This is a genomic window from Mycobacterium sp. 852014-52450_SCH5900713 (genome assembly GCF_001667075.1).
Classification (GTDB): domain Bacteria; phylum Actinomycetota; class Actinomycetes; order Mycobacteriales; family Mycobacteriaceae; genus Mycobacterium.
This window is the reverse complement of sequence record NZ_LZIL01000066.1, coordinates 12,005-28,097: the sequence shown is the minus strand read 5'-3', so window position 1 is coordinate 28,097 and position 16,093 is coordinate 12,005. Positions and strand designations below refer to the sequence as shown.

The 16,093-nt window shown below is 68.1% G+C and carries 14 protein-coding genes and 1 pseudogene; 1 reads left to right on the top strand and 14 read right to left on the bottom strand.

The window, feature by feature from the left end; all coding sequences use genetic code 11:
• The 9 genes from A5773_RS20000 to A5773_RS19960 form a co-directional block, all read right to left on the bottom strand.
• Positions 1 to 3,267 carry an arabinosyltransferase domain-containing protein gene (locus A5773_RS20000; protein WP_067263089.1) on the bottom strand — a complete coding sequence of 1,089 codons (3,267 nt, stop codon included), beginning with the start codon at positions 3,265 to 3,267 and terminating at the stop codon, positions 1 to 3.
• Entirely contained in the window at positions 3,264 to 5,144 is a 1,881-nt protein-coding gene (locus tag A5773_RS19995) for a galactan 5-O-arabinofuranosyltransferase (RefSeq protein WP_066953415.1), read from the bottom strand. Before A5773_RS19995 ends, A5773_RS20000 begins: the two co-directional genes overlap by 4 nt.
• 2 nt (positions 5,145 to 5,146) lie before the next feature.
• Positions 5,147 to 5,911, bottom strand: coding sequence for a decaprenylphospho-beta-D-erythro-pentofuranosid-2-ulose 2-reductase (locus tag A5773_RS19990; RefSeq protein WP_066953413.1), 765 nt, complete (start codon positions 5,909 to 5,911; stop codon positions 5,147 to 5,149).
• Between the two features lie 11 nt (positions 5,912 to 5,922).
• On the bottom strand, positions 5,923 to 7,314 hold the full coding sequence (locus tag A5773_RS19985) for an FAD-binding oxidoreductase (protein ID WP_067263129.1): 1,392 nt from the start codon (positions 7,312 to 7,314) through the stop codon (positions 5,923 to 5,925).
• A gap of 32 nt (positions 7,315 to 7,346) precedes the next feature.
• Positions 7,347 to 7,715: a GtrA family protein gene (locus A5773_RS19980; protein ID WP_156659544.1), complete on the bottom strand. Its 369-nt coding sequence runs from the start codon at positions 7,713 to 7,715 to the stop codon at positions 7,347 to 7,349.
• 113 nt (positions 7,716 to 7,828) lie between these two features.
• Positions 7,829 to 8,308 carry a GreA/GreB family elongation factor gene (locus A5773_RS19975; RefSeq protein ID WP_066953603.1) on the bottom strand — a complete coding sequence of 160 codons (480 nt, stop codon included), beginning with the start codon at positions 8,306 to 8,308 and terminating at the stop codon, positions 7,829 to 7,831.
• Positions 8,309 to 8,404: 96 nt separating this feature from the next.
• Complete coding sequence (locus A5773_RS19970) at positions 8,405 to 9,544, bottom strand: flotillin family protein (protein WP_066953409.1); 1,140 nt, start codon at positions 9,542 to 9,544, stop codon at positions 8,405 to 8,407.
• Between the two features lie 60 nt (positions 9,545 to 9,604).
• On the bottom strand, positions 9,605 to 9,820 hold the full coding sequence (locus A5773_RS19965) for a hypothetical protein (RefSeq protein ID WP_082948317.1): 216 nt from the start codon (positions 9,818 to 9,820) through the stop codon (positions 9,605 to 9,607).
• Positions 9,821 to 9,863: 43 nt separating this feature from the next.
• The gene (locus A5773_RS19960) at positions 9,864 to 10,385 is read right to left on the bottom strand and encodes a 6-carboxytetrahydropterin synthase (RefSeq protein ID WP_066953405.1); all 522 of its coding nucleotides are present in this window, start codon (positions 10,383 to 10,385) and stop codon (positions 9,864 to 9,866) included.
• 122 nt (positions 10,386 to 10,507) lie between these two features.
• Between A5773_RS19960 and A5773_RS19955 the strand changes: the two genes are divergently transcribed.
• On the top strand, positions 10,508 to 10,840 hold the full coding sequence (locus tag A5773_RS19955; protein ID WP_231989180.1) for a DUF732 domain-containing protein: 333 nt from the start codon (positions 10,508 to 10,510) through the stop codon (positions 10,838 to 10,840).
• Between the two features lie 54 nt (positions 10,841 to 10,894).
• Here the strand turns inward: A5773_RS19955 and A5773_RS19950 are convergent, their stop codons facing one another.
• The 5 genes and pseudogenes from A5773_RS19950 to A5773_RS19930 all read right to left on the bottom strand — a co-directional run bounded on the left by A5773_RS19950 (position 10,895) and on the right by A5773_RS19930 (position 15,980).
• Positions 10,895 to 11,725 (bottom strand): ABC transporter permease, encoded by an 831-nt coding sequence (locus A5773_RS19950; protein WP_066953401.1) that lies wholly within the window; start codon positions 11,723 to 11,725, stop codon positions 10,895 to 10,897.
• Positions 11,722 to 12,636, bottom strand: a complete 915-nt coding sequence (locus tag A5773_RS19945; RefSeq protein ID WP_066953399.1) for a glycosyltransferase — start codon at positions 12,634 to 12,636, stop codon at positions 11,722 to 11,724. Before A5773_RS19945 ends, A5773_RS19950 begins: the two co-directional genes overlap by 4 nt.
• Positions 12,629 to 13,468 carry an ABC transporter ATP-binding protein gene (locus A5773_RS19940; RefSeq protein ID WP_066953397.1) on the bottom strand — a complete coding sequence of 280 codons (840 nt, stop codon included), beginning with the start codon at positions 13,466 to 13,468 and terminating at the stop codon, positions 12,629 to 12,631. Before A5773_RS19940 ends, A5773_RS19945 begins: the two co-directional genes overlap by 8 nt.
• A 9-nt stretch (positions 13,469 to 13,477) precedes the next feature.
• Positions 13,478 to 14,007, bottom strand: a pseudogene (locus A5773_RS19935) (bacterial proteasome activator family protein).
• A complete protein-coding gene (locus tag A5773_RS19930) occupies positions 14,007 to 15,980 on the bottom strand; it encodes a DUF6541 family protein (RefSeq protein ID WP_066953394.1) in 1,974 nt (657 codons plus the stop codon). Before A5773_RS19930 ends, A5773_RS19935 begins: the two are co-directional and overlap by 1 nt.
• Positions 15,981 to 16,093 lie beyond the last annotated feature (113 nt).

Below are 16,093 nucleotides of genomic sequence, written 5' to 3'. Positions count from 1 at the left end.
CTAAGTCTTGCGCAGGGGCGCGGGATTCCACAGGCCGCTGCGCGTTGCCGTACCGAGCTGCAGGCGGGCGGGCTGCGCATCGGGGTAATACGGCGTCAGCCGTTGCAGCGAGCCCCAGTCGCGCGACCAGTCGTCCTTCAGATAGGTGGCCATGGTGGTCGCCTTTGCCAGCAGCTCGGTGACGCCCAGCGGTCCGCCGCCGTTGTTGTCCATCACCGGCGAGTTGGCCTCGGCGCCGAAACGGTCCGGCAGGATGCGCCATTTCGGCGCCTCGTCGACGCCGTTCTGGTGGCCGAACGGCCGCTGGCAGGGAAACGCCAGCCCGACCAACCAGTCCAGAAACACCGGGTCCCGCGACCCAACCACGTCCTGCAGCGTGCGCAGCTGCGGAATCCGGGGCGGTGTGAGTGCGATCCAGTGCTGCGGCGCCAGGTCCTCGTCGTCGGCGACCAACCGGATCTGGGTGGCGCCGCTGGGGATGGCCGACAACGGCAAGCGCAAGTTGCGCCAGGCCGGTGAGGCCCCCACATCCGCGAGCTGGAACGACCCACCGGGATGCCCGTGCGCCGCTTCGTCATCGGTGGCCCACTGGACCTGGACCTCGCGGGGGTCGAAGCGGCCGGCCGCGCTGACCACCAACAGCGGCCGCGCCTGGTCGCGATCGGGCAGTCGGTACCAGCCCGATCGCAGGTGGGCGGGCACCTGGATGCCGGGCCGCCAGCTGCCCAGGACGGGGGTGCGCGACGGATCGAGGTTGTAGGGCAGCTGGGCAACCGAACCGTTGATTCCCGGCGCCGGAGTGGTACCGCCCTCGGTGCCGGCCTCGGCGCCGGTGACCAGCTTGTCGTCGTTGATGAAGCTGCGGTCACCTGGACGCTCCATCACGGGGTCGGCGCGGACGTCGGCGGGAATTCCGTTGGGCGTGAAGGCTTCCGAGAGGCCCGCACCGAGGGCGTCACCCGCGGTGGCGCTCACCGGCGACAGGGTGCCGGCGTTGGGGTCCTGTTCCACCAGCACGTCCTCGGCCAGCCCGCACGATTTGCCGGTCAGCGCCTCGAGGTTGGAGCGACCCACCGTCCATGCGGGGTACTGGTCGGTCATCGCCAGGGTCAGCGATGCCACCTCGAACACCACCAGCAGCCACGTCGCAATTGCCAACGGGGACTGGACGATTCCGGCCACGCGTGACCCGTACCGGGTCTTGGGCGGCCCGTCGTTCAGCGAAACGAAGTGGAACCAGGCCGCCAGCAGCAACACCACGACGGTCAGCCCGAGCAGCGCGGTGGCGAAGGCATAGTGCCACGCCGGGAACGAATTCGACCATGGCACACCGAAATTAGACACATACCACCAGCCGTTGACGCTGGCGAACGACAAGGCCACCAGGAACAGCACGACGGCGGCGAACATGGTGCGGTTGCGCCGGGATCGCATCGCCACGGACGTCACGGCGATCGCGGCCAGCGCGCCCAGCGGCCCGGCCAGCCCGGCGAACACCCCGAAGTGGTGGGTCCACTTGGTGGGAGTGAACATCATCGCGATGAACGAGATGATGGTGATCCCGACGATGCGGCGGCTCGGCCCGGCGGCCGTGCCCGGAATCCGGCCCTTGCGCAACGACATTGCGACCGTGATCCCGAGCGCCAGGACCAGCGCCAGCACGGCGAAGCGGCGGGCGACCGACCCGTCGGGGCTGGCCATGAACAAGCGCTCGTAGCGGATGTGTTCGTCGAACCAACTCAGGCTGGGGCCGACGGCGCGCTTGAGCATGCTGGCCTGAACCTCGCCCGCCAGGGTCTGGTCGCGGAAGATGAGGATGGCGGTGACGGTGACCGCGGCGAACAGAGGCGCCACCAGCGGCAGCGCGCCGAACCGCTTGGACCGCCGATGCAGGATGGTCCGCAGCGGCCCGATCGCGACGAGCAGCGCACCGATCGAGGCGATGCCCGTCGGTCCGGAAAACAGCGTCAGCGCACCGATGATGCAGGCGACCGCCACCGGCAGCAACCGGCTGGTGGCCACCGCGCGTTCCACCGAGCACCAGGTCAGCAGGATGCCCAACGCGATGATCGGCTCGGGCCGCAGGCCGTTGTTGAGCGGCAGCCACACGGCCAGGAACATGCCGGCCGCCGTCCACGCCGCGCCGCGGTTCAGCTTCACGGCGTGACCCAGGCGCGGCATGACTTCCCGGCTGATCACCCACCAGCACGTCAGCGCCATGGCCAGGGTGGGCAACCGCATCCAGATGCTGGCGGTGCTGACGTGGGCCCACAACGCCAGCAGGTCGTAGTACCAGCCGAAGGGTGCCTCCGGCGTGCCGAACCAGCGGTAGTAGTTGGCCATGTAGCCGGCGTGCTCGGAAACCCGGGCCATGGTCAGGATGTAGCCATCGTCGGACGTGTTGGCCCCGACGAACTGCCACCACACCAGCACGGCGATCACCAGCGCGTCCAGGCCGCCGATCGACCACCAGCGGGACGGCAGGAAGCGGCGATGCCGGCTGCCGTCCGCGGTGTCGAGCAGGTGCAGCGCGACCAGGGCGGCGGCGGTCAGGACCACCCCGAGGATCATCGCCGCCATCTTCAGTTGGGTGGGGCTGCTGCTGTAACGGGTGTCGACGGTCGCCGAGAAGCTCAGGCCCGGCGGCGCCGGCCCCGCCAGATCGGTGAAGACGCCGACGATTTGCGGCCGGAAGTCATAGCCGCTCTTCTCCCCGCGCAGCGGCGAGCCGGGATGCTCGGCGTTGGGTCCCTGGGTCAGCCCGACGAACTCGGCGGTGACGCGATCGGCGTGCGCGGTGAAGGTCAACCGCTGGCAGGCCGGGCTCAGCACCTGGTTCAGCGGGGCGGTCACCACCGCGACGTTGCGCACCACCACCACCAGGTAGTCGTTGGCGCGTTGGATGAGCAGCCCGCGATCGACGGCCTTGGGGGCCTGCTTGGGCACCGTCGACAACAGCACCGTCTTCGCCGTGTTCGCCGGGCCGGCCAGCCCGGCGGCGGCCTGGCACGGCACGGTGATGTTGAGGTCGGTGGCGACGTACCCGATCAGCGGCGCGTCGACGCTCTCGAAGTTGCCGTTCTGGGGCCAGTTGAGCTGTGCGGTGGTCTGGTTGACCGGCAGCAGCGGGGTGGCGATGGCCAGCAGGGCCCCGAGCAGCCCGGCGACGGTGGCAACCAACCGAGTGATCCGGTGGTTCGCTCCCGTGTCGGTCACGGTGGTAGATGCTAGTTCTTCGACGCCGGGCGGCGAGGTGTCGGTGCTCATGAGCGGCTTGTCGGGGGCTTGCGGATGGCCACCACGAACGGGCCGGCGCTGTGCACGACGAACTGTGGGCTGTCGAAGAGGGCGGCCCGCAGGTCGACGGTGTAGCGACGGACGTTGGGCTGGTTGGGATACACGTCCTCAGCGAGCCGCAGCGTGTAGTTGCCGTTCGCGCCGCGGCGCATGAGAAACACCGTGGGTGGTGGCCATGGACAGGTGTCGAGCGCGTGGATGAGGTCGTCGGCCGACTTGAGCTTGGACCACTTGTTGATCTGGGCGCCCCGCAGGTCGAATTGCGCGAGCGGGTTGGCGTAGTGCGACGTCAACCCCTGGAATCCCCAGTAGGGATAGAAGGACAGGAAGCTGTAGTCGGCGGTCATCACAACGGTCTGGTCGCGGGGCCTGCCGGTCGCGGTCGTGATGGCGTGGTCGATGTCGGGGTAGAACTTCTCCGAACTCGGCGGCCGGCGGTCACCGCGCTGGCCGTTGCCGTCGGTGTCGGTGTAGGCGATGGTGAGATCCGGGCGCAGCACGTCGGGAATGTCCTGGCTGAATGCGATCGCGGCGGCCAGGCCGACGGCGCCGGCGACGGGCAGGACGGCCCGCCCGCGCGCGGACAGCGCCCCGACGGCCTCGACGAAGCCGAAGGCCCCGGCGGCCACCAACAACACGGTCAACGTCGGCTGCAGCCGGAAGGACAGCAGCGTGGTGCGCGCCAGCGTCGTCAGCATCGAAAGCAGCGACCACAAGTAGACCGCCAGCACCCCGATGCCGATGGCCCCCGCCCGCACGGAGGAACCCGCCCGCACCACCAACCACAGGGCGCCCAGCAGGCAGACCGCGCCCAGCAGAGAGAACTGCAGCATGGGGAAGGTCAGCACGGCGCCGTCGGCCGGTAGGTAGTGAAAGGCGCTGCCGGAGTTGCTGACCGGGCTGCGGAGCGCCCGCAACAGGAACGGCAGCCAGGTGGTGCTCGCGATCGCCGCGGCGATGACCGCGATGAGGGCCAGCCGGCGCACCGGGTCGAGCGCGGCCCCGAAGCCGCCGCGCCGCCAGCGCGCACCGGCCAGCAATAGCGCCATGAGCAACACCGTGAATGCGCTGAAGGCCAGCAGCAGCGAGTACCAGGTCGCCGTCCAGCCGAGGAATAGGCCCGCACCAACCACGGCGGCCCACCCGCCGTTGCGTTCGCCGCCGCGCAGACCCGACCAGGTCAGCACCAGCACCGGCGGCAGCAGCACTGTGATCATGGCCGCGTAGGGCTCGGGCGAGCCGTAGGCGAGCGTCGCGGCCGCCGTCGCGGTGGTGACGATCAGCGCGTACTCGAAGCGGACCATCCGCCACCACAGCACCAGGGCGATGGCCACCGCGATCGTGATCGAGGTGACGGCCCACGGCTTGTAGACCTCCCAGGCCGGTGCTCCGCTCAGCGCCGCGGCGCGCCCGCCGATCCAGAACCAGCCGGGTGGGTAGAACGGCGGCAGCCCGATGTAGGTCATGTCGCGCAGGGCGGGGCTGTCGGCGAGCCGGGTCAGGTACTCGGTGCGGAACTGCTGGTCGACGGAGATGCCGAACAGGTACAGCTTGGTCGCGCCCAGCGGCATGCCCAGCGTCACGACGGTGAACGCGGACACGAACACCAGCCCGCCCAGCTGCGCGAGCCACCGGAACCGGCCGGAGCGCCCCCATGCCCAGCCCACGGCGACCAGACCGGCCAGGCAGCCGACCTGCCCCACGGTGGTCAGCGCGTGCAGCTGGTTGGACGACGGGAAGGCCGGCCACTGCACGCGGGCGATGGCGACCAGCGAGACCACCGCGACCACGACGGCCACCGCCACCGCGACCGCCATCTGGCCGAGACTGGCCAGCGCGTTGCGCATGATCAGATTGGCAGCTTGCGGAAGACGCTGCGCGGGATGTGTCGCAACACCATCATCACGTACCGGAATGCTGCTGGCGCCCAAACCAATTCCTTACCTTTTGCGGCGGCGGTCACGGCGAGGTTGGCGACGTACTCCTTGTCCACGGTCAGCGGCGCTTCCTTGACGTGCGCGCTCATCCGGGTACGAACCTGACCCGGGCGGATGACCAGGACGCGAACGCCATACTCGCGCAACGCTTCTCCGAGCCCCAGATAGAAGCCGTCCAGCCCCGCCTTGGTGGAGCCGTAGACGAAGTTGGATCGCCGCACCCGCTCCCCGGCGGCCGAGCTCATCGCGATGATCTGGCCGAAGCCCTGGGCGCGCATCTTCTCGCCGAGCAGTACACCCACCGAAACGGCGGCGGTGTAATTGATTTCGGCGGCCAAGACGGCCTTGCGCTGGTCCTGCCACAACTCCTCGGCGTCGCCGAGGATCCCGAAGGCGACGATCGCCACGTCGACATCACCGTGGGCGAAGGCCGCCTCGATCGTCTTCGGATGACTGTCGGCGTCGGTGGCTTCGAAGTCGATCAGCTCCACCGACCGCGCACCCGCCGCCTTCATCTGGGCGACGGCGGCATCACGGCCCGGGTCATCGGGCATGGCGGCCAGCACGATGCGGGCATGCGCGTTCTGCAGGTAGCGCTTACAGATTGCCAGCCCGATCTCGGAGGTCCCGCCGAGCAGCAGGATGGTCTGCGGATTTCCCACGGCATCTAAAACCATTGGCGCACCATTTACAACAGCTCCAAACGTCGGGCCATGTCCGAGGCGAACACCCCGGCGGGATCCACCTTGCGGCGCACCGCGATCCACTCGTCGATGCGGGGGTACATGGCGTGGAAGGTCTCGGCGCTCGCGCGGGAATCCTTGGCCGTGTACACCCGGCCGCCGAATTCCAGTACGCGCCGGTCGAGTTCGTTGAGGAACTCGTTGATTCCCGGCTTGTTGGGGAAGTCCATCGCGACGTTCCAGCCGGCCATCGGGAAACTCAGCGGTGCGCGGTTGCCCGGCCCGAACAGTTTGAACACGTTCAGTGCCGAGTAGTGGCCGCGGGTCTGGATCCAGCGGATGATGGCCTTGAACTCGTCCATCGCGTCCGGCGGGACGAGGAACTGGTGCTGCGCGAAACCCATTGGGCCGTAAGCGTTGTTCCAACCACTGACCAGGTCGAGCATGTGGTAGAACTGCGACAGGTTCATGATCTTGCCGGTGTAGTTGCCGCCCAGCCGGTAGTACACCTCGCCGATCGCCATGAAGGACAGCTTGTTCATCGCGCTGACCGGAAAAACGTTCGGCACCGTCAACAGTTGTGGCGCATCGAATTTCAGCGGATTCCTGGCAAGCTTCTTGGGCAGTTGGTCCAGCTTCGCCAGACTGCCGCGGCTGACGGCGGCGCGGCCGAGCTTGGGGGGCGGACTGATCAGGTCGAACCAGGCACTGGAGTAGGTGTAGTTGGCCTCGCTGCCGTCGAGGTGCACGGCGACCGTTTCGTCGAGGTCCTTGGTGGCCACCCCGTCGGCGACGAAATAGGCCGTCTCGGTGGGCGTCATCTCGATGGTCGCGCGCAGGACGATCCCGGTCAGGCCGTTGCCACCCACGGTGACCCAGAACAGCTCGGCGTCGTCACCGTCGGGGGTGAGGGTGCGGACGCTGCCGTCGGCCATGAGCAGGTCCATCGAGCGCACGTGGTTGCCGAAGCTGCCCGCGCTGTGATGGTTCTTGCCGTGGATGTCGCAGGCGATCGCGCCGCCTACGGTGACCTGGCGCGTGCCCGGCAGCACCGGAACCCACAGCCCGAACGGGAGCGCCGCCTTCATCAGCTGGTCCAGGCTGACGCCCGCGTCGACGTCGACCAGCCGGGTGTCGGCGCTGATCGAGTGGATCCGGTTGAGGCCCGTCATGTCGATCACCAGGCCGCCGCCGTTTTGGGCGTTGTCGCCGTAGGACCGGCCCAGCCCGCGCGCGATGACGCCGCGGCCGTTGGGGCCGCCCGATTCGGCCACCCGGGCGACGGCCTTGGCGACCACCTCGGGGTCCCGGGTCGAAAGCACCTCGGCCACCGACGGCGCGGTGCGGCCAAAGCCGGTCAGCCGGGTGGCGGTGGTCAAAACATCGGTGCTCAACATCGTCACAGAGGGTACCGCTTGCGAACGTCGGCTCAGCGAATGCGGAAGATTACCGCCCGCTGCACGACGAAGTTGATCACCGTCGCCGTGCCCTGCGCGATCACGAACGCGACGGGTATCGCCCACCCGCGGTAGTGCAAAAGCGCCAGGCACAGATGGTTGAGCCCGACCTGCACGGCGAAGGTGATGCCGTACAGAACCATGACCGCGACGAACCGCGCGGTGCTCGGGGCGGCCCGGAACGTCCACCGGCGGTTGATCAGATAGGCGGTGATGGTGCCGACGACGAAGCTGCTGGCCTTGGCCAGGTCAACCTGGACGCCGACGGCTTTGTACAGCGCCAGGTACAGGCCGAAGTCCACGATCCCCGCCAGGCCGCCGGTGACGACGAACCGCGTCATCTGGGTCGTCAGACTCAACTGCGGGCTCGGCGGCGCGGCGTCGGGCAGCGGGGCAACCATTGGGGGGAGTTTAACGGGAACGCCGCGGCATCCCGGGACCCGGCGGAGAGGCGCTAACGGGGCAGCTTGACCGATATCAGCTCGACCTGATCCTCGCCCTGCGGGGTCGAGTAGGTCACCGTGTCGCCCGCCTTGTGTCCGGCCAGGGCCTGGGCCAACGGGCTGCGCGCCGTCAACGTTTCACCTTCCCGGCCGACCGGCGTCTCTTCGACGATGGAGATCACGTGCATGGTGACCACTTCACCGTCGGAGAACCGCAGGGTCACCTCGGTGCCCCCCGGCAGCGTTTCCGATGCATCGGGCCGCGACGGCCCGGTCCGCATGCGCCGATCCAGCTCGTTGATCCGATCGCTGAGCCCAACCAGCTCCTCGGCGCGCTGAATCGCCTCGGCCGCGTCGCCGTGATCGCCCACCATGCCGCGGTCGTTCCTGACCTCGACCTCCAGGCGGTCCCGCCGCTGCCGTAGCCGCTCCAGCTCGGCGGCCAGGTTCGCCCGCGCCGCATCCGCTGCTGATTGGACCTTTTTGCTCACGTCGGTGGACCTTTCGCCCAGTTGCTCAAGTGGCGTTCCAGTGTCGCACCACGACGAGGCGGCCGCCACCATTATCGGGTATGCGGCGGGTCCCACTCAGCGGCTGGTCGAGCCGGATTCGGAGTTAGTGGCGAGCGGCGGTGCGCCGTCCTCGTCGTCGTAGTAGTCGACGGTGCCGCGCAGGGCGTCGAAGATCGCCCTGCCCTGCGCGACCAGGCCGCTGGCCACCTCGGTCAGCCCTTCGGCGCCGTTGAGCACGGTCACGTTGGCGTTGGCGAGCCCCCGGGCCGCCTTCTCCACGATCTCGGGCAGCTGGTCGATGAGCGCCTTGTCGAGCGCCACCCGGTTGTGCGACGCCGCCGCCTCCGCCTGGATCTTCATCTTCTCCGCGTCGGCGACGGCCAGGATCCGGACGCGTTCGGCCTCGGCCTCGGCGGGCTTGACCACCTCGGCGACCAGCTCCTGCTGGCGCAGCTCGGCGGCGCGCTGGGCCAGCTCGGTGCGCATCTGCAGCACCTCGCGCTGGGCCTCGGCCTCGGCCAACGGGCCCGCCTGGGCCGCCTCCGCCTGCGCCTTGTCGACCTCGGCCTTGTACTGCGCCTTGACGATCGCGGTCTCGCGGGCGAATTCCGCCTGCTTGCGCTGCGACTCCTGCTCGGCTTCGGCGGCCAGCTGATTGGCCTGCGCCTGTGCGATCTGGGCCTGCTGCTGGATGGCCGCGTTGTGCGGCGCCGACATCGCGTTGATGTAGCCGAGCCCGTCGTCGTCGATGGACTGGATCTGCAGCGCGTCGACGGTGAGCCCGATCCGGGCCATCTCCTCCTTGGAGCCGTCGAGGACCTCGGTCGCCAGTTTCTGGCGTTCCCGGATGATCTGCTCGACGGTCATCGAGCCGATGATCGAGCGCAGGTGACCGGCGAAGATGCGCCCGGTCAGCACGGACATCTGGTCCTGTTCGGACAGGAAGCGTTGTCCGGCGCTGATGATGCTCTCGGCGTCGTTGCCGACCTTGAAGGCGATCACCGCCCGGACATTGAGCGTGATGCCCTGTTGGGTCACGCATTTCTCGGAGACCTCGGCCTCACACATCGCCAGCGTGAGGAAGCGGGCCTTGCGGAAGAACGGCATGATGAACGCGCCGTGGCCGGTCACGACGCGGAAGGGGGCGTTGCTCTTGCTTCGGCCGCCCGAGACGAGCATCGCCTCGTCGGGGGCGGGCACCTTGTAACCGAGCATGGGGTCTCCTTTTTCGGGTTTCGCTGTTGTATCTCGGGCGATCCGCGCGGTCAATTCGGATCAGGCGAGGCCCTGCCAGGGTTCGACGACCACCGTCCGGGCTCCCCTGACGTCGACCACCAGCACCTCGGCGCCCTTGGGCAGGGGGTCGTCGGACCACGCCAGGAAGGCCTCCTTGGCGCCCCGCACGGTGACCAGCACCTCGCCGGCGCCACGGTCCCCGCGGGTTGCCACGGTCAACGTCCCAACACAGCCGATTGCCGCGGCGTCGCTCACGAACGCATACTCTCGCATCGGCAATGCGGGCGTCGTGTTTCGTCTAAACGGGGCCCGCCGTGAGGGTGACGACGTTGTTACGGTTCTCCCGGGCCTTTATCCGGGACACCCAGACCCGGCCGCCGGTCGCCAGCCCGACGATGTCTTCGACCGTTTCGAACGTCCAGGCGGCCGTGCCCGCCATCCCGGTGTCGTCCATGATCCGTAGATCGATGACGCCGCGGTCGGCCAGCAGCTCGAACAGATCGCGCTGCGGGTCGTCGACCGCGATCAGCGTGGTGTGGTCGAACTGGTCGCGCAGTGCCGTCCTGACCTCGTCGAGGGTGCCCTCGCCGATCACCGCGTCGGTGCCGGGTTCGGTTTCGGCGCAGGCGAACTCGATGTCGAAGGCCCGCTCGTAGCCGTGCAGGAAGAAGCGTTTGCCTTGATTGGCCCATGAGCGATGGCAGCAGGGCAGGTTGTCGAACAACCTGCGCAGGTGGAACCTGGCCGTGCGGCCCAGTGGCGCGTCGGCGCGGTGCATCGTGGCCACGCGGTCGCCGTCGACGAAGATGGTGTTGCGCATGGGTCCCAGCCTCCGGGGCACGCCTTGCGGAATCCTCAAAGAATTCTTGGAGCCGTCCCCGATGGTGGCCGGTGCCTATCGTGGTAGCTATGTGCGTCGGTCGTAGGCAGTGGGCGCCACTGATGGCGGCTCTGCTGTTTGTTGCCGCGCTGTTCTCCGCGGCCCCGGCGTCGGCGGACCCACCCGACGACGCCTTCTTGGCGGCCCTTGCGGATAACGGGATCGTGCTGAACGACCCGGGCACCGCGATCGCGATGGCGCGGAGCGTGTGCGCCGGACTCGACAAGAACCAACGATCGAGCGTCCTGGCGATGAAGGTGATGAAAGAGGCCAACCTGTCGGCGCGACAAGCCGGGTTCTTCGTCGGCGCTTCCGTGTCCGCCTATTGCCCGCAATACAAGGGGCAGACCGACGGTTCGTTGGACTGGCTGAATCCGCTGCCCCCGCTGATGTGAGCTACATCGATTGCCCGGCTCCTCACGCCGCGTGCGCGGCGCATCGTCGCAGGGCTAAACCCAGTACGGCACCCGGGCGCGGTACTGGCGCATCGCGAACGCCGCCAGCACCCAGCCGACGACCGTCAGCACCCCCACCACGGCCCAGTGCCGCAGCTCCTGGTGGGCGCCCAGCAGCGGCGCGCGAACGATGTCGAGGTAGTGCAGCAGCGGATTGAGCTCGACGATCTTCGACCAGTGCCCCGCGCCCTGCTGCCGCAACGTGTCGTCGTTCCAGATGATCGGCGTCATGAAGAACAGCAACTGCACGACGGAGAACAGCAGCGGGCCGATGTCGCGGTAGCGGGTCGCCAGGATGCCGAAACACAGTGACACCCAAATGCAATTGAGGACGATCAGACCCAGCGCCGGGATCACCGAAAGATCCGCCCACGACCACGCCTTGGGATAGATGACCGCGATGACGGCGTAGATGACGATGTTGTGCGCGAACAAGATCATCTGCCGCCACACCAGCCGATAGACGTGCACCGACAGCGGCGTCGGTAGCTGCTTGATCAGTCCCTCGTTGGCGACGAAGACGTCGGCACCCTCGAGGATGGCCGCGTTGATGAGGTTCCAGATGATCAGCCCGAGCGTGACGTACGGCAGGTGCACGGAGAGCTCGAGGTGAAACAGCTTGGAGTACAGGCCACCCATGGCGACGGCGGTGGTGCCGGTCGCGATGGTGATCCAGAACGGCCCCAGCACCGAGCGGCGGTAGCGCTGCTTGATGTCCTGCCAGCCCAGGTGCAGCCACAACTCGTGCCGACGGAAGCCCGCGACCAGATCGCCCCGGGCGCGGGTGAAGGTCCGCGACTGGGCGGCGGCGTCGATGAATGTCAAGTGGAGCCTCCCGGTTTGCCGAACTGCTCCCGACGCCCCAAGCGGCGCAACCGAATCCACTCGGCCAGCCCCTTGGGGTCGCGGCGGGTGATCAGGAAGTACCAGCCGAACCGGACCCACTCCTGGACCAGCAGCTTGCGCAGGCCCGGCTGTGACAGCAGGTAGCCGCGGTTGCGGTAGGTGTAGAACCGCTTCGTCGGATTGTCGGGGTACTGGGTGTGCATGCGGCCGCCCAGGATCGGGCGGAACTCGTCGGATCCGCAGGGATGCAAGTAGATCGCGTCCAGGCAGGTGCCGAATGGCAGGCCGGACCGAACCAGCCTGCGGTGCAACTCCACCTCGTCGCCGCGGATGAACAGCCGCATGTCCGGGACGCCGACTGCATCCAGGGTGGCCGCCCGGAACAGCGCGCCGTTGAACAGCGACGCGATCCCGGGCAACAGGTCTTGTCCCGCTTCGGTGCGCAATTCGTCAGCGCGCCTGCGCCATACCAGGCCACGGCGCAACGGGAACGCCAGCCGTTCCGGGTCGTCGGAGTTGCACACCATCGGCGATACTTCGGCCAGGCCATGCTTCTCGGCGCAGGCCAGGAGCGTGGCCAGCACCCGGGAGTCTTGCGGGCGACCGTCGTCGTCGGCCAGCCATACCCAGTCGGCGCCCTGCGCCAGCGCGTGCAGCATGCCGAGCGCGAAACCACCCGCACCGCCGAGATTTCGGCGGGAGGGCAGGTAGGTCGTCGAGATCGGTTGGGCGGCAACCAATTCGCGGATGCGGGCATCCGCGCCACCGTCGTTGTCGACGACGATCAGCTGATCTGGCGGCCGGGTCTGCGCGCTGAGCGCGTCCAGCGACTTGGCGAGTTCGTCGGCGCGCCGGTGCGTGACCACCACGGCGATGATGGATTCACTCATCCCCGGATGCGCTCTGCGCCAGCGGTTCGTCGGTACGGCCCTGCGGCCGGGTCTCCTCCAGTACTTCGCGCACGTGGCGGGCCGCGTCCTCGCCCTCGTAGGCGCGCACCACGTCTTCGATGTCGCCGGCCTGGCGGATGACTCCGTGGTCGATCCACATCGCGGTCTTGCACAACCGGGCCAGGAACTCGTTGGAATGGCTGGCGAACACCAGGATTCCGGACCGCTCCACCAAGCCCTGCAGCCGCGACTGCGCCTTCTTCAGGAAGTCGGCGTCCACCGCGCCGATGCCCTCGTCGAGCAGCAGTATCTCCGGGTCGATGCTGGTGACGACGCCCATCGCGAGCCGTACCCGCATGCCGGTGGAGTAGGTGCGCAGCGGCATCGACAGGTAGTCACCCAGCTCGGTGAACTCGGCGATCTCGTCCACCTTGGCCAGCATCTGCTTGCGGGTCTGCCCGAGGAACAGCCCGCGGATGATGATGTTCTCGTAACCGGAGATCTCCGGGTCCATGCCGACGCCCAGATCGAAGACCGGTGCGACCCGGCCGGTGACCTTCGCCCAGCCCCTGGTGGGTTCGTAGATGCCCGAAAGCAGGCGCAGCAGAGTGGATTTCCCGGCCCCGTTGTGACCGACCAGGCCGACCCGATCGCCCAACTCAAGCGACATGGTGATGTCGCGCAACGCCTCGACGACCACCACGTTGGAGCTGTTGCGGCCGATCGTGCCGCCCGCCTTGCCCAGGAAGGCTTTCTTCAGGGAGCGCGACTTCGCGTCGAAAATGGGAAATTCCACCCACGCGTTGTGCGTCTCGATGTGAGGACCCGCCACGTGCTTCGCTTACAGGTACTGACCGTGCCCGGACGCGCCCGGCTTGCCGACGCCGGGGGGCAGCGCGCCCTGGCGCATGTTCTCCAGCTGGGCGCGGGCCGCCATCTGCTGGGCGAACAGGGCCGTCTGGATGCCGTGGAACAGCCCTTCCAGCCAGCCGACCAACTGGGCCTGGGCGATGCGCAACTCCGCGTCGGAGGGCGCCGCGTCCTCGTTGAACGGCAGGGTGAGGCGGTCGAGCTCTTCGCGGAGTTCCGGCGCCAGGCCCTCTTCCAGTTCGCGGATGCTCGTCGCGTGGATCTCGCGCAGTCGGTTGCGGCTGGCCTCGTCGAGCGGCGCGGCGCGCACCTCCTCGAGCAGTTGCTTGATCATCGTCCCGATGCGCATCACCTTGGCGGGCTGCTCAACCAGATCGGTCAGGGAGCGCTCGTCGGAGTCGTCCTCCGATACCGCCGTCATCCGCGGGTCGCCGCCGCCGATGATCTCGATGCCATCGTCGTCGTTGCGGGTAGTCAATCCATCACCATCCTTTTGCGCACTAAGAGTGCGGCGCCGCGCCGTTTCCGCGCCATTCGTAGATTCGGGCTCCACCATTGTCGTAGATCAGCGCCCACGACTTCGATTTATCCAGTGAGACTAGTCCGTCGGGCACGGCGAAGCCCCGGACCGTCGGTGTGCTGGTGTAGATGTACCGGATATTGAGCGCTTTGATCGCCTCGACCACCCGCGGATCGGACTCTCCCTTGCGGGCGCCGGCCCAGAAGATGTATCGGTTGGGTCCGGGGCCCATTTGCTGGGGGTAGTCGTAGTGGGTCCACAGCGGGTGCAGGTCGGCGACCGCGTACATCCACGCGGTGCCGTCGGTGTTGGCGTTGCCGATCACGGTGGTGTGCGCGCCCGGAAGCGTGGACAGGTAGGCCATCGCCATCAGGTCGCGTTGGTCGATCATCACCGAGTCGTACTTGTCGCCGAACAGGACCAGGTGTCGATAGAAATAGTGGCGGGCGGTGAATACCGTCGTCGCCAGCAGCAGGACGGCCGTGGCCGCGGTCCAGACCGGCGCGGGTAGCGGTTTGGACCGGTCGGCGACTCGCTTGGCCCCGGCGACCACTCCCGCGACGATCACGAACAATGCGACGCCGGCCATCGGTTGCAGCAGCAGAGTGATGGCCGCCGAGATCCGACGCGGGTCCTTGTAGAAGAACTCTCCGAACGCGCCGGCTACCGCGCCGAGCGGGCCGCCCAGCGGTGTGCCCGCGTCGACGTCCACCACCACCAACAGCAGCCAGACCGCCAGCGGCCACCAGATCCTCTTGTAAGCGAAGATGATCCCGCCGAGGATCGCCAGCGACATGAGCCCGTACTGGTACGGGAAGTCGTTGAGATGACGCGAGTGCTGGAAGACGGCGTCGAACAGGCCCCGCTTCTTGCTGAGGTGGGTCAGGAACGAGTGCCCGGCGATGATGTCTTCCTGCTGCCGCACGCTGATGAACTGTGGCAACAGGATCAGCCCGGTGGCCGCCGTCACGCCCGCGAGCGTCACGACATCGGCGACCCGGCCGCGCACCGGACGCCACAGCACGTCCAGCAGCCACCAGGCCACCACGAACAGCACGACGATGAATCCGCCGGTCAGGTGGACAGACATCACCCCCACGAAGGCCAGCACCGCCACCGGGATGCGGTCGCGGTGCCGCAGCGTCGAGGCGATCAGCACGAACGTCGGTACCACGACCCCGTAGGCGGCCAGATTGGGCATCGCGGCGACGCCGAACTCGACGTAGGGAAGGGCGGTGAACGACGCCGACAGCGCGGCGGTGGTCGCGGCCGCGGCGGCGGTGCGCCATTCACACCAGCTGCCGCGCAGCAGCCGCCAGGCCAGCATCGCCGCGCTGGTCGGGAACAGCCACACCGACGCCGCCACCGAGCTCAGCGTGTAGCCGGTGGTGGGCGCCGCCCCGGTGAGTTGGCAGAACACCGCCACCCACGCGTGGAACACCGACGGGTAGTACAGCGTCTGGTGCGTTTCGACGTTGCGTAACTCGCCCATGTGCGTCGACGACGCCTGCCCGGTGTCGAGGATGAACCGCACCTCGTTGGCGTGCCAGACCGCGTCCCAGGTGCTGGGGATGGTCTGCCAATGGGCGGCCAAACCGCGGTGCGCCGCCCACATGATCAGCAGCGACCCGAGCAGCACCCCGGCCGCCACCGTCACCGCCGGCCAGCGGCCGATCCCGCGGGCTTCGGCCTCGGTGTCGCGGTAGCGGCCGACCAGCAGCTGCAGGACCGTCATCACCAGACACACCGCGACCAGCGTCGCCAGCGCGGTCCAGCCGTTCCACGGGATTCCAACCGCACCGAACGGGATGATCGCCAGCGCGATCGCGCCGTAGGTCAGCGCCGGGCCCACCGCGACAGCGACAGGCCAACTCAGCTGACTGATTCGCGCGATGATCGCCCCGGGCGCTATCAGCAAAAACAATGCGATCAGCGTTCCGAACCAGAGGCCCACTGGACTAGTATGGCTGGCCGGGTGTCCCGCCTCTCCGAAGCCACCGGCCGGCTGGAACGGCTTGAGCGTTCGGGCACCCGCTACGTCACAGTTTCGCGGAAATGCGCAAGCTC

Excerpts from the sequence above, each read along its gene's own strand:
- A5773_RS20000 (WP_067263089.1), bottom strand. The coding sequence starts at position 3,267 with ATGAGCACCGACACCTCGCCGCCCGGCGTCGAAGAACTAGCATCTACC.
- A5773_RS19995 (WP_066953415.1), bottom strand. The coding sequence starts at position 5,144 with ATGCGCAACGCGCTGGCCAGTCTCGGCCAGATGGCGGTCGCGGTGGCG.
- A5773_RS19990 (WP_066953413.1), bottom strand. The coding sequence starts at position 5,911 with ATGGTTTTAGATGCCGTGGGAAATCCGCAGACCATCCTGCTGCTCGGC.
- A5773_RS19985 (WP_067263129.1), bottom strand. The coding sequence starts at position 7,314 with ATGTTGAGCACCGATGTTTTGACCACCGCCACCCGGCTGACCGGCTTT.
- A5773_RS19980 (WP_156659544.1), bottom strand. The coding sequence starts at position 7,715 with ATGACGCGGTTCGTCGTCACCGGCGGCCTGGCGGGGATCGTGGACTTC.
- A5773_RS19970 (WP_066953409.1), bottom strand. The coding sequence starts at position 9,544 with ATGCTCGGTTACAAGGTGCCCGCCCCCGACGAGGCGATGCTCGTCTCG.
- A5773_RS19960 (WP_066953405.1), bottom strand. The coding sequence starts at position 10,385 with ATGCGCAACACCATCTTCGTCGACGGCGACCGCGTGGCCACGATGCAC.
- A5773_RS19955 (WP_231989180.1), top strand. The coding sequence starts at position 10,508 with ATGGCGGCTCTGCTGTTTGTTGCCGCGCTGTTCTCCGCGGCCCCGGCG.
- A5773_RS19945 (WP_066953399.1), bottom strand. The coding sequence starts at position 12,636 with ATGAGTGAATCCATCATCGCCGTGGTGGTCACGCACCGGCGCGCCGAC.